The sequence below is a fragment of the Pedobacter sp. Bi27 genome, from assembly GCF_918698255.1.
Taxonomy (GTDB): Bacteria; Bacteroidota; Bacteroidia; order Sphingobacteriales; family Sphingobacteriaceae; genus Pedobacter.
This window is the reverse complement of the sequence record NZ_CAKKMW010000002.1, coordinates 448,691-469,777: the sequence shown is the minus strand read 5'-3', so window position 1 is coordinate 469,777 and position 21,087 is coordinate 448,691. Positions and strand designations below refer to the sequence as shown.

Annotated in this window: 24 protein-coding genes; 10 read left to right on the top strand and 14 right to left on the bottom strand. The window is 39.1% G+C overall.

The genetic code is table 11. The annotated features are described in order from the left end of the window. Positions 1–85: 85 nt before the first annotated feature. The gene (locus LQ227_RS07410; RefSeq protein ID WP_230148902.1) at positions 86–562 is read left to right on the top strand and encodes an OsmC family protein; all 477 of its coding nucleotides are present in this window, start codon (positions 86–88) and stop codon (positions 560–562) included. A 175-nt stretch (positions 563–737) separates the two neighbouring features. On the opposite strand, the gene LQ227_RS07405 is transcribed toward LQ227_RS07410, so the two are convergent. Beyond that, the gene (locus tag LQ227_RS07405) at positions 738–2,618 is read right to left on the bottom strand and encodes a M1 family metallopeptidase (RefSeq protein WP_230142329.1); all 1,881 of its coding nucleotides are present in this window, start codon (positions 2,616–2,618) and stop codon (positions 738–740) included. A 321-nt stretch (positions 2,619–2,939) separates the two neighbouring features. Here LQ227_RS07405 and greA point away from each other — a divergent pair, with 321 nt between their 5' ends. Together greA and LQ227_RS07395 are read left to right on the top strand one after the other, a co-directional pair. Next, entirely contained in the window at positions 2,940–3,413 is a 474-nt protein-coding gene (gene greA, locus LQ227_RS07400) for a transcription elongation factor GreA (RefSeq protein WP_029276724.1), read from the top strand. Between the two features lie 99 nt (positions 3,414–3,512). Further along, positions 3,513–3,911 (top strand): HIT family protein, encoded by a 399-nt coding sequence (locus LQ227_RS07395; protein WP_057931477.1) that lies wholly within the window; start codon positions 3,513–3,515, stop codon positions 3,909–3,911. 56 nt (positions 3,912–3,967) lie between these two features. Here the strand turns inward: LQ227_RS07395 and LQ227_RS07390 are convergent, their stop codons facing one another. After that, on the bottom strand, positions 3,968–4,831 hold the full coding sequence (locus LQ227_RS07390) for a hypothetical protein (RefSeq protein WP_230142328.1): 864 nt from the start codon (positions 4,829–4,831) through the stop codon (positions 3,968–3,970). A 173-nt stretch (positions 4,832–5,004) separates the two neighbouring features. Between LQ227_RS07390 and LQ227_RS07385 the strand changes: the two genes are divergently transcribed. Both LQ227_RS07385 and LQ227_RS07380 read left to right on the top strand, forming a co-directional pair. Then, positions 5,005–5,643 carry an RNA polymerase sigma factor gene (locus tag LQ227_RS07385; protein ID WP_230142327.1) on the top strand — a complete coding sequence of 213 codons (639 nt, stop codon included), beginning with the start codon at positions 5,005–5,007 and terminating at the stop codon, positions 5,641–5,643. Next, a complete protein-coding gene (locus tag LQ227_RS07380; RefSeq protein ID WP_230142326.1) occupies positions 5,640–6,824 on the top strand; it encodes a PorT family protein in 1,185 nt (394 codons plus the stop codon). Before LQ227_RS07385 ends, LQ227_RS07380 begins: the two co-directional genes overlap by 4 nt. 6 nt (positions 6,825–6,830) lie before the next feature. Here the strand turns inward: LQ227_RS07380 and LQ227_RS07375 are convergent, their stop codons facing one another. The 6 genes from LQ227_RS07375 to LQ227_RS07350 form a co-directional block, all read right to left on the bottom strand. Beyond that, on the bottom strand, positions 6,831–7,112 hold the full coding sequence (locus LQ227_RS07375) for a GNAT family N-acetyltransferase (RefSeq protein WP_230142325.1): 282 nt from the start codon (positions 7,110–7,112) through the stop codon (positions 6,831–6,833). A 6-nt stretch (positions 7,113–7,118) separates the two neighbouring features. Further along, positions 7,119–8,009 (bottom strand): pirin family protein, encoded by an 891-nt coding sequence (locus tag LQ227_RS07370; protein ID WP_230142323.1) that lies wholly within the window; start codon positions 8,007–8,009, stop codon positions 7,119–7,121. A 533-nt stretch (positions 8,010–8,542) separates the two neighbouring features. Next, positions 8,543–9,643 (bottom strand): NADH:flavin oxidoreductase, encoded by a 1,101-nt coding sequence (locus LQ227_RS07365; RefSeq protein ID WP_230148900.1) that lies wholly within the window; start codon positions 9,641–9,643, stop codon positions 8,543–8,545. Positions 9,644–9,654: 11 nt separating this feature from the next. Further along, a complete protein-coding gene (locus LQ227_RS07360) occupies positions 9,655–9,957 on the bottom strand; it encodes a helix-turn-helix transcriptional regulator (protein ID WP_029276735.1) in 303 nt (100 codons plus the stop codon). 515 nt (positions 9,958–10,472) lie between these two features. Further along, positions 10,473–11,024, bottom strand: a complete 552-nt coding sequence (locus tag LQ227_RS07355) for a hypothetical protein (RefSeq protein WP_230148898.1) — start codon at positions 11,022–11,024, stop codon at positions 10,473–10,475. Positions 11,025–11,102: 78 nt separating this feature from the next. Next, positions 11,103–11,501: a helix-turn-helix domain-containing protein gene (locus tag LQ227_RS07350; RefSeq protein ID WP_230142317.1), complete on the bottom strand. Its 399-nt coding sequence runs from the start codon at positions 11,499–11,501 to the stop codon at positions 11,103–11,105. A 100-nt stretch (positions 11,502–11,601) separates the two neighbouring features. Here LQ227_RS07350 and LQ227_RS07345 point away from each other — a divergent pair, with 100 nt between their 5' ends. Both LQ227_RS07345 and LQ227_RS07340 read left to right on the top strand, forming a co-directional pair. Then, positions 11,602–11,976, top strand: coding sequence for a DoxX family protein (locus tag LQ227_RS07345; RefSeq protein WP_230148896.1), 375 nt, complete (start codon positions 11,602–11,604; stop codon positions 11,974–11,976). Positions 11,977–12,041: 65 nt separating this feature from the next. Continuing rightward, entirely contained in the window at positions 12,042–13,772 is a 1,731-nt protein-coding gene (locus tag LQ227_RS07340) for an arylsulfatase (RefSeq protein WP_230148894.1), read from the top strand. Between the two features lie 78 nt (positions 13,773–13,850). Here LQ227_RS07340 and LQ227_RS07335 read toward each other — a convergent pair whose 3' ends face one another. Next, the gene (locus LQ227_RS07335; protein ID WP_109929779.1) at positions 13,851–14,045 is read right to left on the bottom strand and encodes a hypothetical protein; all 195 of its coding nucleotides are present in this window, start codon (positions 14,043–14,045) and stop codon (positions 13,851–13,853) included. Positions 14,046–14,194: 149 nt separating this feature from the next. Here LQ227_RS07335 and LQ227_RS07330 point away from each other — a divergent pair, with 149 nt between their 5' ends. Beyond that, positions 14,195–15,073, top strand: coding sequence for an oxidoreductase (locus tag LQ227_RS07330; RefSeq protein WP_230148892.1), 879 nt, complete (start codon positions 14,195–14,197; stop codon positions 15,071–15,073). Between the two features lie 111 nt (positions 15,074–15,184). Continuing rightward, the gene (locus LQ227_RS07325; protein ID WP_230142310.1) at positions 15,185–15,988 is read left to right on the top strand and encodes an AraC family transcriptional regulator; all 804 of its coding nucleotides are present in this window, start codon (positions 15,185–15,187) and stop codon (positions 15,986–15,988) included. A 63-nt stretch (positions 15,989–16,051) separates the two neighbouring features. On the opposite strand, the gene LQ227_RS07320 is transcribed toward LQ227_RS07325, so the two are convergent. The 5 genes from LQ227_RS07320 to LQ227_RS07300 form a co-directional block, all read right to left on the bottom strand. Further along, on the bottom strand, positions 16,052–16,276 hold the full coding sequence (locus tag LQ227_RS07320) for a CDGSH iron-sulfur domain-containing protein (protein WP_086548824.1): 225 nt from the start codon (positions 16,274–16,276) through the stop codon (positions 16,052–16,054). Positions 16,277–16,360: 84 nt separating this feature from the next. Then, positions 16,361–17,044, bottom strand: a complete 684-nt coding sequence (locus tag LQ227_RS07315; RefSeq protein WP_230142309.1) for a GNAT family N-acetyltransferase — start codon at positions 17,042–17,044, stop codon at positions 16,361–16,363. 66 nt (positions 17,045–17,110) lie between these two features. Beyond that, positions 17,111–17,386, bottom strand: coding sequence for a MafI family immunity protein (locus LQ227_RS07310; RefSeq protein WP_230148890.1), 276 nt, complete (start codon positions 17,384–17,386; stop codon positions 17,111–17,113). A 38-nt stretch (positions 17,387–17,424) separates the two neighbouring features. Then, positions 17,425–18,207, bottom strand: a complete 783-nt coding sequence (locus tag LQ227_RS07305; protein ID WP_230148888.1) for an alpha/beta fold hydrolase — start codon at positions 18,205–18,207, stop codon at positions 17,425–17,427. Between the two features lie 100 nt (positions 18,208–18,307). Continuing rightward, a complete protein-coding gene (locus LQ227_RS07300) occupies positions 18,308–19,570 on the bottom strand; it encodes an ROK family protein (protein ID WP_230148886.1) in 1,263 nt (420 codons plus the stop codon). A gap of 225 nt (positions 19,571–19,795) precedes the next feature. Between LQ227_RS07300 and LQ227_RS07295 the strand changes: the two genes are divergently transcribed. Further along, positions 19,796–21,082, top strand: a complete 1,287-nt coding sequence (locus LQ227_RS07295; protein ID WP_029276744.1) for a Gfo/Idh/MocA family oxidoreductase — start codon at positions 19,796–19,798, stop codon at positions 21,080–21,082. Positions 21,083–21,087: the final 5 nt, after the last annotated feature.

Genomic DNA, 21,087 nt, shown 5'->3' with positions numbered 1-21,087 from the left:
ATTATTCTTAGTCAAAAGGGTTGAAAAGTAGATTAATCTTGATAATATTTTCTTAAATTGGCTATACAATCTAACCAATTTTATCATGCCGAAAGATCATTTATATTCAACTACAGTTACTTGGACGGGCAATAAAGGCTCGGGTACAATGGATTACCGTTCGTACGATCGCGATTATGTAATTTCAGTAAAAGGCAAATCCGATATTTCAGGATCGTCTGATTCTGCTTTTTTGGGCGATAAATCTAAATATAATCCCGAAGATCTGTTATTGGCCTCAATATCCAGCTGTCATATGCTCTGGTATTTACACTTATGCTCTAAAAACGAGATCGTGGTAATCGATTATAAAGATGAGGCAGTAGGTACAATGGAAGAATCGGCTGATGGCAGTGGCCGTTTTAAAGAGGTTACCCTTCATCCCCAGGTTTTAATAGCCGATAAGGCACATTACGAACTTGCAGCTTCGCTGCATCATGAGGCAAATAAAATGTGTTTTATTGCCAATTCATTAAATTTTCCAGTTAAACACGAACCCGCTTGTAAAGCGGAGAACGGGTAACAGCTTTCAGTTGATACCATCGGATGGTGGAGATAGGCGATTTTATCGCCATTAATTTGTTTATGTCGCATTACAAGTGCGGATCTCGATAATCCTTGTTATAAGCGGGACTATTAGTTAACAGTTTTCAGTTGGTAGTCATCTAACTGCCAACTGAAAATTGCAAACTGTCAAACTATTTAGCTGACCAAACATTATCTTTCGGCGTAGCATCTACATAGATACCGTTGTCTAAACCAATTGATTTTACTTTTTTAGTAGTGTTAAGCACTATGTTCACCTCTTTCTGGTTTGCTTTCCAAACTGCAGGTGTTTTGTGGATGGTGTCTGCTTTTCCATCCGTATAAGTAATCACTATATCAAAAGGAATAACAAATCCACCAATATTTTTAATGGTTAGGGTAGATTTTCCTTTTGCAGGTGTTACTTTGGCAATGGCTAAATCAAGATAGTTGTTGGTGAAAAACCAATTTTGGAAAAACCAGTTTAAATTTTGTCCAGATCCCGCATTCATCGAATTAAAATAATCCCATGGAATAGGGTGTTTGCCATTCCAGTTGCCCATATAGGTATGTAATGCTTTTTTAAATAGCTCATCACCCAGCATATCTTTTAAGGCAAGGTAAGATAATGAAGCCTTTCCGTAGGAGTTATTCCCATAACCCGAACCCGAAACCTGATCAGACATGGAAATTACCGGTTGATCTTCTTCTGTCGATTTATCATTAATATATTTATTTACCCTAAAGTTTTTGTAAAACTTATCAGCAGCCTCTTTGCCGTGTTCTGCAATACCGATTAAATATTCGAATGTTGTGGCCCAACCCTCGTCCATATAGGCATAACGGGTTTCGTTAATGCCCATATAAAAAGGGAAGTAAGTATGTGCTACTTCATGGTCCTGAACCAATTGTGCAAAAACAGGATCGCCAAATTGAGAATCGTTAACCATCATCGGGTACTCCATATCGGCAAAACCTTGAAAAGCAATGGTTTTAGCATAGGGGTAGGGGATGCCTGGCCAATTGTTCGAGAACCAATCTAAAGCATTAAGGTTGTATTTAACCGAGTTTGTAAAATCTGTTCCGGTAGTTGGGTTGTAAGCCGCCTGGGCACTTGCACGGCGATTGGTCTTTTTATCTACAATTACACTTGCGCCATCCCAAACATAATGGTTGCTCAAAGCAAAAGTAACATCGGTAATGTGCTGTACTGCAAATTTCCAGGTGTTCCAGTCTTTTTGCTGGGTTACTTTGCCATCTTTCATTTCCTGTTCGGTAGCAATATGAATTACCTCATCTCCATTGTACGATTTTTTTAAACGCGCAGAAATTTCAGGTTGTAATACTTCATCAGGATTCAGGAAATCGCCAGTAGCATAAACCACATAGTTTTTAGGCGCTTTGATCGAGAATTCGTAATCATTAAAGTCGTTATAGAACTCGGCTCTATCGGTGTGTGGAATGCGGTCCCAGCCGTTATAATCATCATATACAGAGATACGTGGATAGCTGTAAGCCACAAAAAAAGAGTTTGGATCAATCTGTCCCTCACGTCCACTTTCTTTTGATAGGGGATAATCCCACTCTATTTTAACCGCAATTTTCGATTTCGGTAGCAACGGTTTGTTCAGTTTTACATTGCCAACTGTTCCCCAGTTTTTGCTATCTACTTTATACGTTTCGCCATCAACAGAGAAAGAACTGATATTCAAGCCTGTGCTCAAAAAATCTTCGCTCACGGCACCACCTCTCGGTGAGGTTGGTTTATGCAGGTTGTTTACAAAGCGAATGGCCAAAGTTCTTAAAGTATCGGTGCTGTTGTTGCTGTACAAAATTTCTTCTTTACCGCTTACCACTTTGGTTTCGGCATCTACCTTAATATCCATGTTGTATTTACCATGGTTTTGCCAATAGTTGGGGCCAGGTTTTCCATTCATAGCACGGGTACCCTTAGCATATGCTGCTTTTATATTTCTGGGCATATAAAGTTCTTGGGCAGAAACGGTATAGCCACCCAAACAAATGAGTAGGACAATAGATAATAACTTTTTCATTTTTACGAATAATTTTAGCTAAAAATAGAATTAATGGTTGAATTTTGGATAAGTGTATAAATGAATGTTACCATTGTGGTGATTCTGGCATATAATTATAATAAGGAACGAATGGGTTTGTCTTTATTTTAAGGTGTAATTAATGCTTCTAATTGACCTTGAGCGTCACAAAAGGTTAAAATATTGGCCGCTTCTTAATTTTTTATTTGCTTTTGTAATTTCCACATTTTATCTTCGTTATAATTGAAGCAAGACTATGTAGCAAACCAACTATATAGTCTTGTTTGTTTTTTATAGCGTTTGAATAAAATTAATAGAGCAATGACAGAGGTAACATACTACACCCAAGAGGGGTTAGATAAATTAAAAGAGGAAGTTCATTATTTAACAACCACCGGTCGTCAGCTAATATCTAAAGCAATTGCAGAAGCAAGGGATAAAGGTGATTTATCGGAGAATGCAGAATACGATGCTGCTAAAGAAGCGCAAGGTTTGCATGAAGCAAAAATTTCAAAATTAAAGAATACGTTGGCAAACGCACGTTTAATTGATGAGTCTAAATTAGATTTATCGAAAGTACTTGCTTTATCGATCGTTAAAATAAAGAATGTTAAAAACGGTGCTACCATGACTTACCAGTTGGTAGCTGAAACAGAAGCAGATTTAAAAACAGGAAAAATTTCTGTTAAATCGCCAATTGCACAAGGTTTGTTAGGTAAATCGGTAGGCGAATTCGCCGAAATCGAAGTGCCGGCAGGTAAAATGCAGTTCGAAGTGCTGGAAATATCGAGATAAGCGGATAGCGTTTGGCGATAAGTGTTTAATCGCCTCCCGCCAAACGCTTGACCCTGATCGCCCAGCCCTTACACCCTACACCTTTTAACCTTCCACCTTATGACTATCTTTTCAAAAATTGTTGCAGGCGAAATCAGTGCACATGTTGTTGCTGAAACTGTAGAATATTTAGCGTTTTTAGATGTTCAGCCTTTAACGGCGGGGCATGTTTTGGTTATTCCGAAAATTGAAACCGATTATATCTTCGATATGGATGAAGATCTGTATGTTGGCCTTTGGATGTTCGCTAAAATTGTAGCTAAAGGTGTAAAAATAGCTTTCCCTTGTAAAAAAGTAGGTGTTTCGGTTATCGGATTGGAAGTTCCACATGCTCATATTCATTTAATCCCAATGAATAATGTTAGCGACATGAACTTTAGTAAAGAAAAATTAAAGCCAACCAGCGAAGAATTGGCTGAAGCTGCCGAAAAAATTAAACAAGCCTTACTGGAGGTATAAAAAAGGCCGGCTGTGAAAACACCAGCCGACCATTCTACCCGCCTAACCCAAATTATTTATGGCGCCGGAGCAACTGTAGCATTTAACTGTAATACAGGCCAAGTTAAACCTGGTCCCTTTCCGATTACTATGCCATTGTTATCGCCTCTTTTTAGATCTGATACCCAGTAGTATAATGGCCATCCTTTATAAGTTAACTGTTTTTTACCAATTGTAGCCACAGTAATTACGCCAACATCAGCTTTTGCAACAGCAGAGGGTACATTAAGCACTTCAGATTCATATACCGGCCAAATACCTTCTTGTGTAGCACTCTTGGTATATGTGTTTACACCATTTTTATCTGGTGCAAAAGCATACAAAGTACGTCCTTTGCTATCGGTTAGGTAAATGGTGTTGCCAGTGCCTACGGCATAAGTACTGGTATAATTGGTGTTGTTCCCGAACAATTGTGCATTGGCCAACATTAACGAATAATCGGGCTTGGCTACAAACCAAATACCACCTGAACCGTCACCTTTAATATCTCCGGCTTTAGTATCACTAGCAAAGTAATACAATGGATAACCTCGGTATGTGCTTTGTTTACGGCCGTCGGCACGGGTAACCTCCCCAACTTCTGCTTTGTTCAGTTTTAAATCGGTGCTCGCATCGGCTGAGTAATAAAGTGGCCATGCCGTTTCGCAACCGCCGGTACAGGTTGGCGTGCCTGCAGCGTCAGATGCAAAAAAGTATAAAGTTTTACCGTCTTTATCAGTTAATACCGTCCCGAACTTGGCATCTGTTGCCAATTGAATCCCCTTATTGTTATTGGTAACGGGTGGTGTTGTAGGTTCGTCTGAACTGCTTTTTTTGCAGGCTGTAAATACCATTGCTATGCAAACGATAGCCAATAGATTTCTTTTTAAGTAGATTAGCATAAGATTTTTGTTTTTAGTTTTAACTTTAATCATTAATATGCTGCTATTACGCCGTCAAGTTGTAAATGGTTGCTTGTTGAATAGAGAATTTTAGCATAACCGAACGAATAATAATTATTTTAAAGAAATACTTTTTTGTGGCAACCTTTTGTAATTTCTTACCGTAATGTATTTTGAAAGGAGAACCTGTGACCGCTAGCCGCGATAGTGAAGATATTATACAAAAGTATATTCAAGGGTGCGTTAGAAATGAAAGGGATAGCCAAAAAGCGCTATACAAACATTTCTATAGCTTTGCCATGGGGATTTGTTTGCGTTATGCAAACGATCGGCTAGATGCTGCAGGAATACTGAACGATGGCTTTTTTAAGGCCTTTAAAAATATAGCCAAATATGAAACTTCGAAGGCCTTTTTGCCTTGGCTTGGTCGGATAATAACCAATACTGCCATTGATTATTATCGTGCAAATTTAAAATTTGCCGATCATGTAGATATTCAGGATCATGAAAATATTGCACATACAAACTCGGTGTACGATAAATTGGCTTATAATGATTTGTTAGCATTGGTTCAAAACCTAAGTCCTGCCTATCGAACGGTTTTTAACCTTTTTGCCATTGATGGGTATACCCACGAAGAAATTGCCGAAATGCTGGGAATATCGATAGGAACATCAAAGTCGAACCTGTTTAAGGCACGACAGAAATTACAGGAAATGCTAAAAGCTGCAGATGCGAAAACTTACCAGGTAAGGAGTTCGGAGGTAGATAGAAACCTTTTACAGGTGAGGTTAAATACAAACATGCAATGAGAGCGGGAAAAGATATAGATAAATTATTTAAGGATGGATTGGAAAATCCCGATCTTCCTTTTAATGATTTAGATTGGGATAATCTGGAGGAGAGATTGCATCCAGCACCTAAAAGGACGATAGTGCCGATAATTTGGTTAACTGCTGCGGCTGCGGTAGCCGCAATGTTGCTGGTGGTTTTTTTATTGGTTAAACCTGATGGTGATCGATCAAAAACGAATCCGCTGGTGAAAACAAAAACAAATGAGAATAACAAGCCATTAAATAATGATGGTGGTTTAATTGAAAAGCCAACCAACAATGATTCGTTAGCCAAGGATAGGGAAGAAAGTTTATTGACAGAGAATAATAAAGGAGCGGAGGAAAGCAAAGATCAAAAAATAATCAAAACAGGATTCGTCCGCGAAATTTTTCCAAAAGTTATTGAGAAAGGTAATAGTGGTAATCATAACCTTTTAGCGGATGTGATTTATAATCCAGAAATAAAAGCTGAAACCAAGCTTATAGAATTTGAAAAACAGAATCTTGTAGCTGATCCTGTTCGAGGCAAAATACCAAGAATTAAAGACCCAGTTTTTAAGAAAAAACCAAGATTTGTGTTGAGTATTCTGGCTGCACCCGATTTAACCAGTGTGCAGAAATCAGGTAGAAGTAGTTTAAGTGGTGGTTTTGGGGTAGAAGCTACGCTTTTCTTAACAAAGAAATTGAGTGTTACTACCGGGGCAGCTTATGCTAAGAAAATCTACGACTCAGATTTTAGCCAATACAATCCTAACAGCAATTATGTTTTTAAGGCAAATCCAGCAAATATTCACGCCAATTGCGATGTAATTGATATTCCAATTAATGTGAACTATAAGGTTTTTGATGGACGTAGAAATTCGATTTCAGTAAGTACAGGCTTGTCCAGTTATTTAATGTTGAAAGAGAAATACAGCTATTCTTATAATGGAGCTTATCAAGGTCCTCAAAGCTACGAAGTTAGAAACCAGAATCAGCATTATTTAGGTATAGCCAATGTTGGTGTCGAGTTTCAGCACAAAATAAATAATAATTTAAGCATTAGCGCTAAACCATTTATGAAAATACCCTTAACCAATATTGGTTATGGAAATTCTAAATTATCATCAACAGGCGTGGCAGTTTCGGTAAATATGAATTTATTTGGCAGGAAGAATTAATTAAGATTAAAATAATACGTCTTGAATTTCTGGCGTTTTATCGAAAACACTTTTTGCAAACGGACAAAGCGGAAGAATTTTCATCTTGTTTTCTCTGGCATAATTTACGGCGGCAAGCACTAACTTTTTTCCTACCCCTTTACCGGCAAAATCTTGATTTACTTCGGTATGGTCAATAATGAATTTGCCAGGGCCAGCCCAAACATATGCCATAACGCCTGCTTGTAAGCCGTTCTCTAAGGCTTCGAACTGCCCTTTCTTTTCGTTGTTAATCTGTTGTATTTCCATTAGGGTTTATTTCTTAACCTTTGGGTTTTGATCTGGCAAAGGCACAAAACCTGTTTCTCCAGGAACGGGTTTAAAGCTTTGTTCGAGCCATTTTTGCTTGGCTTTTTCAATCAGTTCTTTGTCAGAGGCAACAAAGTTCCAGTAAATGAAACGCTCTTCAGGAAAAGGCTCGCCTCCGAAAATATAAACCGTGGTGTTTTCGTGCATGGTAAATTCGCACAGTTTGGCGTCGTTGGCAATTAAAATTAAACGTGGCTCAAAAATATTCCCCTCACTTTCAATTGCACCCTCTAAAATATAAAGTGCACTTTCTCCAAACAGGTAATCGCCAATGTTTAGCTTTTGCTGCTTGGTACTTTTCAATTCTAGAAAATATAATGGACTATACACCGGAACTGGAGATTTATAGCCAAAAGCTTCTCCTGCGATTAATTTAAAACTTACACCATCTTCTGTCCAGCTTGGAATGTCTGCCCCTTCTACATGGTAAAACTCAGGGTCCATTTGCTCTAAATCTTTGGGTAAGGCTACCCAGATCTGTAAGCCGTGGAGCATTTTATCAGTATGCCGAAGGTATTCGGGAGTTCTTTCCGAATGTACAATGCCGCTGCCCGAAGTCATCCAGTTTACCTGCCCGGGTTTAATTACAATATCCGAACCTAAACTGTCTTTATGTGTAATTTCACCTTCAAATAAAAAAGTTAAGGTAGATAAACCAATATGTGGATGAGGTGGAACGTCGAGATTCTCGTGATCGCTCATTGCAGCAGGACCCATATGGTCGATAAAAGAAAAAGGCCCAACCATCCGTTTCTCTCTGAAAGGCAGGAGTCTGCCAACCATAAAATTTCCAATATTTGCTGGTCTTTCTTCGATAATGAGTTTAATGTTCGACATGGTGAAATCAATTTTTGATGAGGTGAATTTAAGGAAAAAAATCCTAAGGCAGATTGGTTTGGTAGTATCTGGTGGCACGAAAAAAAACTAGTTTGTTTTTTGGAAAGCAATAACAGAAGCTTTTGGGTTGTTGTAGTCCCGCTCCCGCTTCTGCCAATTTTGAAGGAAATTGTCATCTCGCTTTGATCGGGTTTAGGCGGCTAGGGCATTGCTACTGTCAGAAGTAAAATAAACCCGACCGACAGCGTTATCCCGACTTTTTCAGTCGGATTAAGCGAAGGGCGGGGCTGGCGCAACCGAAGTAATACGGATACTGCTTTTCAAATTATCAAGAAAATTTCCGTGCCCTCTGTGCTTCCGTGGCAGAAAAATTATTTCTAAACTTATTATGTAACACCTGACGGTGCAAATAGATCTCTCTATTTCACTACGCTTCATCCAATAACTATCGGATCGAGATGACGATGCCTCCTTATCAAAAAAGCATCCCTTTCGAGATGCCTTTCTAAACTTAAAAAGAAAAAATATGGTTTTTATACCAATTCCATTAAAGCTTCTTTGCTAAAGCCTTTCAGTTCTTCGGTAAGGTTGTTTTTGATTTTCTCTACCCAGTTCGGGTCTGCTAAAAGCGGACGGCCAACGGCTACTAAATCGAAATCGCCGCGGTCCATTCTGCGCACCAGTTCATCTAATGAGCTTGGCTGTGAACTTTGGCCTGCGAAAGCGCCAAAGAAATCGCCATCCAAACCAACTGAGCCTACTGAGATTGTAGCTTTTCCGGTTACTTTTTTAGCCCAACCTGCAAAATTTAAGTCAGAACCTTCAAATTCAGGCTCCCAGAAACGGCGTTGCGAACAATGAAAAATATCAATTCCGGCTTCGGCCAATGGCGTTAACCACTGTTCCATTTCCTGCTCGTTTTTGGCCAGTTTAAAATCGTAGGCAGCAGGTTTAAATTGTGATAAACGGATAATTAGCGCGAAATCTTCTCCAACCCTTTTACGTACTTCCTTAATTACTTCAACACCAAAACGGGTGCGTTCAGCTAAGGTTTTACCGCCATAAATATCGGTACGGTTGTTTGTACCGTCCCAGAAAAACTGATCGATCAGGTATTGGTGCGCGCCATGTATTTCAACAGTGTCAAAACCCAAAGCTTTGGCATCTGCTGCCGCCTGGCCAAAAGCCGCAATGGTATCAGCAATGGCTGCATCAGTCATCGGTACGCCGTTTTCGAAACCTGGTTTGTTTAGGCTTGATGGACCTTCAAATGGTGTGCTTGGTAACCAGCCTGATGCATGGTTGTCCATAATGCCCTGGTGCCAGATCTGTGGTCCCATTTTACCACCGGCCTGGTGTACACTTTTAATTACGTTTTCCCAGCCTGCCAAAGCTTCAGTACCGTAAAAATGTGGAATGTTAGGATCGGCAGAAGAAGATGGGCGGTTAATTACGGTTCCTTCTGATAAAATTAAACCCACTTCACCAGCAGCTCTTTTTGCGTAATAGCTGGCAACATCGGCTGTTGGCACGCCACCTGGCGAAAATGAACGCGTCATGGGGGCCATTACTATTCTGTTTTTGATATTTAATGTTTTAAGGCTAAAAGGCCTGAATAAACTATCTGTGTTCATATGTTTCTAAATTATAATTCGGTATTGATGATTTCGCTTAATTTTTCTAAGCCTTCTTTATTGCGTTTGTAATAAGTCCATTGGCCTAAGCGCGTTGAACTGATTAAATCGGCGCGCTGTAAAATAGAGAGGTATTCGGAAATGGTACTTTGTGATAAACCACTTTTAAGCTGAATCTGCCCAACGCAAACACCTACATTTTCAAAATCGGCATTGGGCTGCTCCGGAAAATGTAGCTCAGGCGCTTTTAACCAGCCTAAAATCTGTAAACGTGTTTTGTTCGAAAGGGCTTTAAATATTTCTACTTGATCCATGGCGCAAATGTATATCGACTTTTCCCGATATACCAATTAAAAGAACAAAGTTTACAATTGGATGTAAAACATGCCGATGGATAAAAATGAAATATGGATGTGCGCTGAAAGATTCTTCGTTGCACTATTACTGACAGATTGTAATATGACAGATTTTAAAGAACGGTCGTCATTCCCGCGCAGGCGGGAATCTTAATGCAGCATACAAGCCCTACCGAAGCATTACGATTATTCATAAGTTTTGCTTTTTTCAGAGGCATTCATGAGCACTCCGTGGTTCCCAATCAAGTTGGGAATGACGCATCGCTGCGAATGGCCGTTGAAGTTTCGAAAAAAACTGAGTTTTTGGAATGACTGAGATCAATGTCTTCTGTGGCTAAGATAATCTGAGAGAAAAAACGGTCAAAAAAGAACGGGGATAAATCATACCGACCTATCCCCGTCATCTAAATTAACGCTCTCATATATATAAACAACCAAAAAGGTGATTTATTATATTTGATGTAAAATATTTTTTATTTTTTTGCTGCCGGCTTTTTTGCTACTGCTTTTGCTTTCTTTTCAGCTACTGGAGCCTCTTCGATTGCTTCTGCTTTTTTCTTCGCAGGCGCCTTAGCTTTTTTAACTTCTACAATCGGTTCTTCAATTGCTTCAGCTTTCTTTTTAGCAGGTGCTTTTGCTTTTTTAACCTCGGCAGGTACTTCTTCAGCTACAGTTTCTTTCTTCTTGGCCGGAGCCTTCGCTTTTTTAACTCCGGTAACCGGCGCTTCAACAACAGGTTCTTCTTTAACCTCAACTGCTTTCGGAGCATGATCTTGTTGTAGATAGTTTGCCAGAATCTGTCGTAGATATACCTCTGGTTTCGGCATGTTAATGATGGTTCCAGGTTCTTTATCCTGAGATTGTTTAATGTAAGCCGATTTAATTTTGCCCCAATCTTTAGAGTAAAGTCTGATAAACATCTCTACAAATTGTTCGTCTGTATATTTTTTAGGCAACCTACCCAGCACTGCCTGAATTTTTTCTTCTTTTTTATGTAATACCGCCATCGATTTTATTTTGTACAAAGATAGCCGAATTTTATCATTATCAGTTTTTTGCTTTTTTGAGCAAAATGGATGGTCTAGCAGATCAAATTTAGTGGCCTAAAGTGAAGTCGCCAGTTCTGCTTCAACCAACTCGCTTTTTCTGTTTTTAACCAACCGTTCGCGATGTTTTAACCCCCAATCCCTTAGTTCATCAATAACTCTTTCAAGCGATTCACTATAAGGGGTAAGCTCGTAAGTTACGGTAACCGGAGTGGTAGAAAATACTTTCCGGATCACAAATTCATTTAATTCTAAATCTTTAAGTTCTTTCGATAATATTTTGGGTGTAATTTCTCCAAGTGATTTTTGGATCTCATTAAAACGCAGTGGTCCTTCTTGCAGAGAAATAATCAGCGGAAGTTTCCACTTGCCATTTAAAACATAGAGCGCGTCTTTTACCGCATTTAAACTTGCCGTACAGGTTTCTAGATTACGGTGTTCTTTTCTTGGTCCCATAATACAAAGGTATAAGCTTTCGTAAAGGATAGTACTATCCTTTGGGATACTAGTATCTTTTAGATAGCAAAACTACATAAGTTTGCATCAAAAAAATAATATGAAAACAAAAACAATCAAAACTATTTACTGGATATCCACTGCTTTGGTTTCGTTAATGATGACTTTCTCGGCCTATTCCTACCTGACTAATGAAACCATTAAACAGGCTTTTCGTCACCTTGGCTTTCCTGATTATTTTAGGGTAGAATTAGCCGTTGCCAAAATTTTAGGAGCTGTTTTATTACTGTTGCCGATAAAAGGGCAATGGAAAGAATGGGCATATGCAGGTTTTGCATTTACATTTGTTTCGGCATTTATTGCGCATACGGCATCGGGTGATCCAATCAATAACCGCGTTGGTCCGGTTGTATTTTTAATCGTGTTATTGCTGTCGTATTTTACCTATCACAAAGCTAAGAAAGCATCTGTTTAGATGAAGCGCTGAATTTTTTTCGGTGTTTATAAAACGATTTAGCTGTGTTTGCAACAAATTAATTGATGAAACTGGATCTTTCGGCTTTTTATTTTAATTTAGGTAATATGCGCACATTTACCAAATATTCCGGCCTGTTTTTAATCTTTACTGTAGCTGTTTTAACCGCTTTTACCGATAAACCCAAGCCAAAGAAAGCTGCTGATAAAAGACCTAATATTATTGTCGTCCTTGCCGATGATCTGGGGTTTTCTGATATCGGCTGTTATGGCGGAGAAATTAAAACACCAAATATCGATTATCTGGCTAGCCAGGGTGTCCGTTTCAAAAATTTTTATAATACTTCTCGTTGCTGTCCAACACGTGCAGCCTTATTAACCGGGCTTTATAACCACAACGCTGGCATTGGCGAAATGACTACCGATCGTGGTGTAGAAGGATATCGTGGTACCATTACCAAAAATACAGTAACGCTGGCAGAAGTTTTAAAAGATGCAGGATACAGGACGGCAATGTCAGGTAAATGGCATGTTGCAAATACCATAGAACAACCTACGCCTCAAGCGCAGCTAGATTGGCTAAACCATAAAACATCTTTTCCTTTGTTTTCGCCGATTGATCAATACCCAACCAGCAGAGGCTTTGAGAAATTCTTCGGAACACTTTGGGGAGTGGTCGATTTTTTTGACCCTTTTAGTTTGGTAAGTGGTACAACGCCGATTAAAGAGGTACCTAAAGATTATTACCATACGGATGCCATTAACGATACTGCTGCGAGTTACATCTATGAATTTAGCAAAGGTGATAAGCCATTTTTTCTCTATGTAGCTGAAAATGCGCCACATTGGCCATTGCAGGCAAAACCAGGTGATATCGCGAAATATAAAGATACCTACAAAGTTGGATGGGATGCTATTCGTGAGGCGAGGTATAAGCGAATGGTAGAGATGGGATTGATCGATCCTAAAACGGCTCCTTTATCTCCACGCAAATCGACCATGAAATGGGAAGATAATCCTACAAAGACATTTGATGAAATGGCGATGGCTGTACATGCAGCAATGATTGATCGGATGGACCAAGGTATCGGGCGGATTATTAAAGCCCTGAAAGAAACCAATCAATTGGACAATACATTGATTGTGTTTTTGAGCGATAATGGTGCAAGCCCTGAAGATGCAATGCGCTATGGGCCAGGTTTCGACCGTCCAAGTGAAACAAGGGCTGGCGAAAAAATTGCCTATCCCATTTATAAGAAAGTAATGCCGGGGCCGCAAACGAGTTATACCTCAATCGGACCAACCTGGGCAAATGTAGCCAATACGCCCTATCAACTTGCAAAATCACAATCGTATGAAGGTGGTGTGCATACGCCGATGATTGCCTTCTGGCCAAAAGGTATCGCTGCCAAAAAAGGAAGTTATAGCAATCAGGTAGGGCATGTAATGGATTTTATGAGCACTTTTGTCGAACTTGCCAATGCGAAGTATCCCAGCAGCTATAAGGGCAACACTATCAAGCCAATGCAAGGCATGAGTTTGGTGCCTGCTTTAAAAGGAAAGGTATCAAACGGACATGAAATCTTATTTAACGAACATTTTAACGCCAGTTTCGTGCGTTCGGGCGACTGGAAAATGGTTAATCTTTCTGGCGATTCTACCTGGCATCTCTATAACATCAAAAATGATCAGACCGAATTGAACGATGTTGCGGCTCAACATCCTGATCAGGTAAAAGAATTAAATGCAAAATGGCAAAGCTGGGCAAAGGAAAACCATGTACTACCTAAGAAATAAATTAAAGTTGATCATTCTTGCCCGAAGGCTTTTTTATCAACTTCTTGCCCCGATGCTCTGGTAGGTAGATATCAATAGTTACTTTTTCCAGCCTTTTTGCATTTTTTTATAGGCTTTCTTACTAATTTTTGATTTCTTCTTAGACCTCGATTTGCCTTTCTTCTTTCGGGCATTGATGTTATTAACAAGGGAGTTTTTAACCCCCAACTTATTTTTTTTCTTGCCTTTCTTTTTATCTTTCTTCTTTTTTCCTTTTTTCTTTTCTTTCGCCATAACCCAAGTATTTACTAATTAAATAACAGCAGATTGTACTTAAAAGTTCTGATAAACCAATTGAGCTTTTTAACAAAGTAAATTGAGCCTTAAAGCAAAGCCTCACCTCGATTATCAGCCTACCTTTGATTCTATAAAAATTTAGAAAAATGAAAAAAGTTTGGTTTATAACAGGTAGTTCCCGTGGATTGGGACGTGACCTAACAGCACAAGTATTGGCAAAAGGCGACTTAGTTGCCGCAACAGCAAGAAATACAGCAGCTTTAAAAGATCTTGTAGAAAAATACCCTGATCAGATTTTTCCGATCACTTTAGATGTTACCGATTACGATCAGGTGTATTTGGCAGTAGAATCGGCAGTAGCCCATTTTGGTCAAATAGATGTTTTGGTTAACAATGCCGGTTTTGGTATTGTTGGTGCAGCAGAAGCTTTTACAGAAGAACAAGTGCGCAGTCAGTTGGAAACAAATTTATATGCACCGATCGAAATTACGAGAGCTGTATTGCCATTTATGCGCAAGCAACGTTCGGGCAGAATTCTTCAAATCAGCTCGATAGGCGGGCGGGTAGGTAATGCCGGGGTGAGTATTTACCAGGCTGCAAAGTTTGGGTTGAGCGGCTTTAGTGAATCCCTGGCAAAAGAGGTAGTGGATTTAGGGATTTATGTAACCTGTGTAGAACCTGGTGGTTTTCGTACCGATTGGGCAGGTGCCTCAATGTCATATGCACCTCGCATTGAAGGGTACGAATCTACTGTAGAAAAGCGCTCAGATTTTTTCCAAAGTGGTAACTTTATACCGATGGGCGATCCGCAAAAAGCAGCGAAAGCCATGTTGGCACTGGTAGAACACCCTGAGCCACCTGTACACCTGGTATTTGGAAGTGAAGCCATTGGAATGCTTAAACATGCTAATGCTACCAGGACTGCCGAAATGGAGAAATGGATGGACGTAAGTTTATCCACAGATCATGATGAGGCTGAGAATTTCTTAGCAACCGATTTGGGGAAATCTTTTACTAAAGGATAGTATATTAACCACAGATTCATACAGATGAACACAGATTTTAGCAGTGTCATATTTTATCTGTGTGCATCCTTTTTATCTGTGGTTAAATGTAAATCCATAAATTTGATTAAGATGTCAAATCAAGAGAAACGCCCCAAGATCCTGTATTCGTGTTATGCCCAGAAAAGCAGTGAGGGCGAACAGTTTATTCCCAATCATTCGCTGGGATTGGTTATTGCGGGTACATCTGAAATTTTTATCGGAGGAGAGAAATTCGTGTTTTCGGATGGTGATTTTCGTTTTTTCAGGCGGAATCAATTGGCCCGGTATACCAAATATCCACCAGCAGGAGGAGAGTTTAAGTCGATTAGCATAAACATCGACCAGGATATTCTGCATAGCATCAGCAATGAATATGATCTGCACATGCAAAAGCCGAATCCCGATATTAAAGGCCTGGCTTTAGAAGCCAATGGCCTTTTGAAGAATTATATCGATTCGATATGGCCATATTTAGACGGCAATAACGCGTTTAATCAAGCTTTGATCGATTTAAAAGTTAAAGAAGCAGTAATGATATTATTGCAGACCAATCCAATATTAAAAGATGTGCTTTTCGATTTTTCAGAACCTGGAAAAATTGATCTGGAAGCCTATATGAATGCCAATTATAAGTTTAATGTAGATATTAACCGATTTGCTTATTTAACGGGCAGGAGTTTGGCCACATTTAAAAGAGATTTTGAAAAGATTTTTAACCTTTCGCCCAATCGCTGGCTACAGAAAAAGCGCTTGAATGATGCCTATTATCTCCTAACCGAAAAAGGCTGGAAATCATCAGATGTGTACCTCGAAGTTGGTTTTAAAGACCTGTCGCATTTCTCTTTCGCTTTTAAAAAAGCTTATGGCATGGCGCCATCAAGGGTAGTGGTTTAGTTATGCTGCTTTCAAAATGTAAAAGCCCCGCATTTAGCAGGGCTTTTTAGAAAAAAGTCATTATTAAACCTTTTTTGGAGGAAGATCAAAGGCTATCGCCTCATGCTCAAAATGGCCGTTATGTGCACCATCGCAAAAAGGTTTGTTTTTTGATAAACCACAACGGCAAATCGAAAGTACTTCTCTGCCCTGTAAGCCATAAGTGTTTCCGTTTCTATCTACAATTTCGAAATCGCCCTCAATTTTAACAGAGCCGTTATTGTTAATGGTAAGTTTTGTTTTAGACATGTATGTGTTTGTTTAGTGCAAAACTAAAGCATTGAAATGGTAATTTCTGAACGGTTTTCTATTTAGAAACATTCTCTTCTTGGTCTAAGCCTCTTTTTTAATAACGTAGGCAATCATTTCTGTCCTGATCTCGAAACCCAATTTATGATAAAGTTTAATGGCACCTTCATTATCATTTCTGACATGTAAAAACGGTATTTCCGAACGGAGCAATATTCTTTTGATCTGTTCTTGTAAAATCTTAAAAGCATAACCTTTGCCTAAATGATCGGGATGGGTGCAAACCGCACTTACTTCACGGTAAGGGTTGGGATGGAATCGGTGTCCGGCCATGGCTGCCAATTTCCCATCAGCAAATATGCCTGTGTAATTACTGAGTTCTATGGTTTTGGCCAGAAAAGGCCCTGGTTTAGTCAGCTCTACCAGGTCGATCATTTCTGCAACATGTTCCAGATCAAGGTCTTTTATTTCCGTTGCATCTACTGTTGGTATTTCCTTGCCGCGGAAAATAAATTGAAACATATCGATATGGGTTAGCAACTTCCACTGTGCAGGTATTTCGACAGGTGTTTTGGAGAAAAATACAAAAAGGCTTTCTGCAGGACTGATCTGATAAAGGGTGTTTAGATTTTCCAGCGAATTATCTTTTAAGCCTGCAAATGCGGTGATATCTTCGATATAATATTTTACCTCTTCAAGTCCTTTTGCAATATGGCTATGTCCGGATGTTAAGGCATAATAAATTGGATTATCCAATACGTGTTCCATCCGGCAAAGATATTAAATGCTAAATTAGGGGGAGGTAATTTTAATCTAATGGAGTTAAATCTTGACTTATAATTTCTTAGAAATTTCAGTTTCTGCGCGAACTAAATCTTTCATAAACAAATAATCATTTTCGGAAAGGCTGAGGTCTTTCGCGATTTTCGAAATCAGACTATATATCTTATTGTCAATTTCTATATCATACTCATACAATTGTGTTATAACTGTATCGTAACATAGGCCATATTCGTGGTTAATTAAAAAATCATTTGCATTATCTAGATCGCGCTGAGGTAAACCCAGTATTTTAACCTCCTCAATTAATGCTGCTAATTTCTTTTTCATATACCTACAGTTAATTTTATGCAGATTAGCTTAAGGCATTAATTATTTAAAAAAGTTTCCACCAGATGTGCCGTAATCTCAATTGTTTTGTCGCTTACGTCCGGATTAAGGTTTTCGCCGATCATAGCGCCATGCATACCAGGTAAAATAACCAGTTGCGCATTTGTAATCAATCTCGACATTTTAACCACATGTTCTGGCTTGATCACATCTTTATCTGCCACCATTAAAAGCGTATCGGCGGTAATTTCCCTCAGATCTTCATCGCTGAGGTCGACAAAATCGAGCATGCGCTGTTTGTCCTTTTCGAACATCATCTGCAGTGCGTTTTGATCTGGGTTTACTGCTAAAAAAGCTGTTTTAAGCGGCTCGGGTATATGGTCGATGGTTGCATCTCCAAAGCCATTATAAAAGCCATCAATTAAGCCTTCTCGTTGGTAATTGGCCGAAATAACGATGATTTTATTCACCACAGTCGGATGGTGTACTGCTATGTTCAAGGTTGTTGTTCCCCCGTTACTAAAACCTAAAAAATTGGCTTTCGTTATTTTTAGCTGATTTAATAAAGTGACCACATCTTTTGCATCCTGCTCAAAAGATTCTGCCTGGTCACGGTCGCTGGTACGTCCATGAGCCTGAAGCTCAACAGCTATAACCCGACCAGATTTTGCCAAAAAAGGAATAAATCTGCCGAATGTAGATTGAATGGTGGAACCGCCGCCATGTATCAATACCAGTGGAATTTCTCCCTCCCCGTAAATTTCATAGTACATGTTAATGCCATTTACCTTTTCATGTCCTGCTTTTTTATATGTTTCCATTGGTCTTGGTTTAAAATTTGCTATACAAATCTAAATAAGCTATTGGAAAATAAGGTGCTGATAACAGACAAATTTAGGGTGGTTTGCGCCATTTGGAATATTACTTTTTAAGCTTTTTAAGCTTTTTTACTTTTTTGATGTAAGCGCCTAGAAATTGATCGATACCTGTTGCTGCATATCCTAATAACCTGGAGTTTTCGCCCAGCTCGGAAGAAACTATCGTTGTTTTTTCTCTAATTTGGGTCATACAATAGGTGTTTATTGCCTGTTGCATGGGTAATGTGATGTATTGTTTGGCCCCCGCAATTTTGCCGCTTAAAATAATCAGTTCGGGGTTGAACAACTGGATCAGAACAGCTATTCCTTTGCCCATATGCGTGCCAACATTGGAGAGCAGCTGAATGGCGTATTGATCACCTTTATTGGCTGCCTTAATAATCAGGGCTGGCTCAATTCTTTCCAGTTCTTCGTTCGAAAGATTAGTAAGCATAGAGTTTTTGCCCAATAAAATACCTTCTTTTGCCATTTCTGACAGTGCGTTTCCAGATGCAACGGTCTCGAGGCAGCCGTGTTTTCCACAGTAACAGAGTGCGCCATTCTCTACAAAAGGCATATGGCCCAATTCGCCAGAGAAACCGCAGTTACCTTGCCTCAATTTTCCGTCCATTATAATGCCTAAACCCACACCCCAATCCATTAACAATACGAGTACGTTCTTTTTGCCCTTAGCCATTCCGTGGGTAAATTCTGCCATTGATGAACCATTCACATCGTTTTGGATCACTACAGGTATATTTAGCATTTTTTCAAATGCGGCTGTTAAAGGGATATTTTCATCATCGCTTAGGAAATAACTATAATTTTCTCCCTTTTCAGCATCAATTAAGCCAGGCATGCCAACACTACAGCCAATAAACTGCCTATGCTGAATACCTGCCGATTTTAAGATATCCTGAAGGTGTGTATGTAAAATATTGAAAAAATCAGTCCTGCTTTTTGAAATAGGCACCGAAATGGTTTTAACATCCAATACAAAATTATAATTGTTGTCAATAATGGCTATTTTGGTATGAAATAATTCAATGTCTATACAGAGAATCAGAATCTTTTTATCCTTTAAACGATAAAGGTCGGGTTTTCGCCCCCCAATAGATAAACCATAACCCTTCTTTTCTATCCAGCCTTCATCAATCAGGCTAAGCAGAAGCTTCAGAATACTCGGCGTACTCATTTCCATAATTTCACATAAAGTAGAAACCGAAGATGCCCCTAAATTAAAAAGGTATTTTATGAGCTTATGTTTTTGAATCGACTGCTTATCGTTGGTGTCTGATGTTAGGTTATTTAATAGATTAAGATTCATGTTGTTGATTGCACTATTTCGATAAATATAGATAACTTCTATTAAAAATTTACTAAAGTTTTTTTAATACGTAAAGAAATCAACGATGTTTTGTCTTTATAATAATTTCTTATTAACATTAACCTTGTAATTTTAATCTAACCAGATCGATAAATCCTATGCTCCAGCATCCTAATGCTTTTGGAACCAAACTATCATATAAGTTTTTACAACACCAAGAAACAAATGAAAACTAAAGAAGAACCACAAAATGAACAAAACACCAGACGCGATTTCATCAAAAAATCTGCAATTGGCCTGGCAGCATTTACCATCGTCCCAAGGTATGTATTGGGCGGACAAGGATATCTTGCCCCAAGCGATAAATTAACCAAAGCCGTAATCGGTGTTGGAGGAATGGGCAGAGGCCATTTTGGCTACGAAGGTACCCAGGTAGTAGCCATATGTGATGTTGATCAGAACCACCTTAAACAAGCGGCATCAATGTTGGATAAAGGTGTAAAAACATTTAGTGATTATAGAGAACTGATACAATTGCCTGAGGTAGATATTGTACACATTGCTACCCCACCACACTGGCATGGTATAATGGCTGTAGATGCTGCCAATGCAGGAAAAGATATTTGGTGCGAAAAACCAATGACACATACCATAGGTGAGGGCAAAAGGGTGGTAGAAGCGGTAAAACAGCATGGTAGAATGTTTAGGTTAAATACCTGGTTTAGGTTTAAAGATACCTTTTACGGAATGGGCACTACTGTAAAACCGATTAAAAAACTGGTAGATAGTGGTATGTTGGGCTGGCCATTAAAAGTAACCGTAAGTAAACATACCGGCTACGACTGGAAATTTTACTGGGTGGGCAAAGATCATTTAGAACCTCAGCCCGTACCACCAGAATTAGATTATAATGCATGGTTAGGCCCTGCACCATATAAGCCTTACAATGCACACCGTGTTCACCAAACTTTTAGAGGTTATTGGGATTATGATGGTGGTGGATTAAGTGATATGGGGCAACATTATATCGACCCGATACAATACTTTTTAGGTAAGGATGATACCAATCCAATTTCTGTAGAGGTTGATGCGCCACAACAACATACGGATGCTGTAGGCATTTGGCGCAGGATTACCTATACTTATGCCGATGGCTGCCAGATTATTTTAGACGGTGAAGGTAAAGATACCAATGTACCGTATATAGAAGGTCCAAAAGGTAAATTGTATCCGGGTTTTAAATCTGACATTCCTGATCTGGAACGTAAACTGGCGCAATTCCCTGATCCTGATCCTGAGATTGTAGAATTTTCAGAATCGGTACGGACGAGGAAAAAATTCGCTTTAAATGAAGAGAACGGACACCGTTCGTGCAACATTGTAAATATTGGTTTGGCTGCCTTAAGATTGGGAAGATCGTTAAAATTCGACCCGGTTAAGCAAGAATTCGTAGATGATGAGGCTGCTAACAGATTGATTAATCCTGTAATGCGTGCACCATTTTCTATTTAAACATC

What these genes read in the sequence shown, in the direction of transcription:
- LQ227_RS07410 (WP_230148902.1), top strand. Translation starts at nt 86, where the DNA reads ATGCCGAAAGATCATTTATATTCAACTACAGTTACTTGGACGGGCAAT.
- LQ227_RS07405 (WP_230142329.1), bottom strand. Translation starts at nt 2,618, where the DNA reads ATGAAAAAGTTATTATCTATTGTCCTACTCATTTGTTTGGGTGGCTAT.
- greA (WP_029276724.1), top strand. Translation starts at nt 2,940, where the DNA reads ATGACAGAGGTAACATACTACACCCAAGAGGGGTTAGATAAATTAAAA.
- LQ227_RS07395 (WP_057931477.1), top strand. Translation starts at nt 3,513, where the DNA reads ATGACTATCTTTTCAAAAATTGTTGCAGGCGAAATCAGTGCACATGTT.
- LQ227_RS07390 (WP_230142328.1), bottom strand. Translation starts at nt 4,831, where the DNA reads ATGCTAATCTACTTAAAAAGAAATCTATTGGCTATCGTTTGCATAGCA.
- LQ227_RS07380 (WP_230142326.1), top strand. Translation starts at nt 5,640, where the DNA reads ATGAGAGCGGGAAAAGATATAGATAAATTATTTAAGGATGGATTGGAA.
- LQ227_RS07375 (WP_230142325.1), bottom strand. Translation starts at nt 7,112, where the DNA reads ATGGAAATACAACAGATTAACAACGAAAAGAAAGGGCAGTTCGAAGCC.
- LQ227_RS07370 (WP_230142323.1), bottom strand. Translation starts at nt 8,009, where the DNA reads ATGTCGAACATTAAACTCATTATCGAAGAAAGACCAGCAAATATTGGA.
- LQ227_RS07365 (WP_230148900.1), bottom strand. Translation starts at nt 9,643, where the DNA reads ATGAACACAGATAGTTTATTCAGGCCTTTTAGCCTTAAAACATTAAAT.
- LQ227_RS07360 (WP_029276735.1), bottom strand. Translation starts at nt 9,957, where the DNA reads ATGGATCAAGTAGAAATATTTAAAGCCCTTTCGAACAAAACACGTTTA.
- LQ227_RS07350 (WP_230142317.1), bottom strand. Translation starts at nt 11,501, where the DNA reads ATGGGACCAAGAAAAGAACACCGTAATCTAGAAACCTGTACGGCAAGT.
- LQ227_RS07345 (WP_230148896.1), top strand. Translation starts at nt 11,602, where the DNA reads ATGAAAACAAAAACAATCAAAACTATTTACTGGATATCCACTGCTTTG.
- LQ227_RS07340 (WP_230148894.1), top strand. Translation starts at nt 12,042, where the DNA reads ATGAAACTGGATCTTTCGGCTTTTTATTTTAATTTAGGTAATATGCGC.
- LQ227_RS07335 (WP_109929779.1), bottom strand. Translation starts at nt 14,045, where the DNA reads ATGGCGAAAGAAAAGAAAAAAGGAAAAAAGAAGAAAGATAAAAAGAAA.
- LQ227_RS07330 (WP_230148892.1), top strand. Translation starts at nt 14,195, where the DNA reads ATGAAAAAAGTTTGGTTTATAACAGGTAGTTCCCGTGGATTGGGACGT.
- LQ227_RS07325 (WP_230142310.1), top strand. Translation starts at nt 15,185, where the DNA reads ATGTCAAATCAAGAGAAACGCCCCAAGATCCTGTATTCGTGTTATGCC.
- LQ227_RS07320 (WP_086548824.1), bottom strand. Translation starts at nt 16,276, where the DNA reads ATGTCTAAAACAAAACTTACCATTAACAATAACGGCTCTGTTAAAATT.
- LQ227_RS07315 (WP_230142309.1), bottom strand. Translation starts at nt 17,044, where the DNA reads ATGGAACACGTATTGGATAATCCAATTTATTATGCCTTAACATCCGGA.
- LQ227_RS07310 (WP_230148890.1), bottom strand. Translation starts at nt 17,386, where the DNA reads ATGAAAAAGAAATTAGCAGCATTAATTGAGGAGGTTAAAATACTGGGT.
- LQ227_RS07305 (WP_230148888.1), bottom strand. Translation starts at nt 18,207, where the DNA reads ATGGAAACATATAAAAAAGCAGGACATGAAAAGGTAAATGGCATTAAC.
- LQ227_RS07300 (WP_230148886.1), bottom strand. Translation starts at nt 19,570, where the DNA reads ATGAATCTTAATCTATTAAATAACCTAACATCAGACACCAACGATAAG.
- LQ227_RS07295 (WP_029276744.1), top strand. Translation starts at nt 19,796, where the DNA reads ATGAAAACTAAAGAAGAACCACAAAATGAACAAAACACCAGACGCGAT.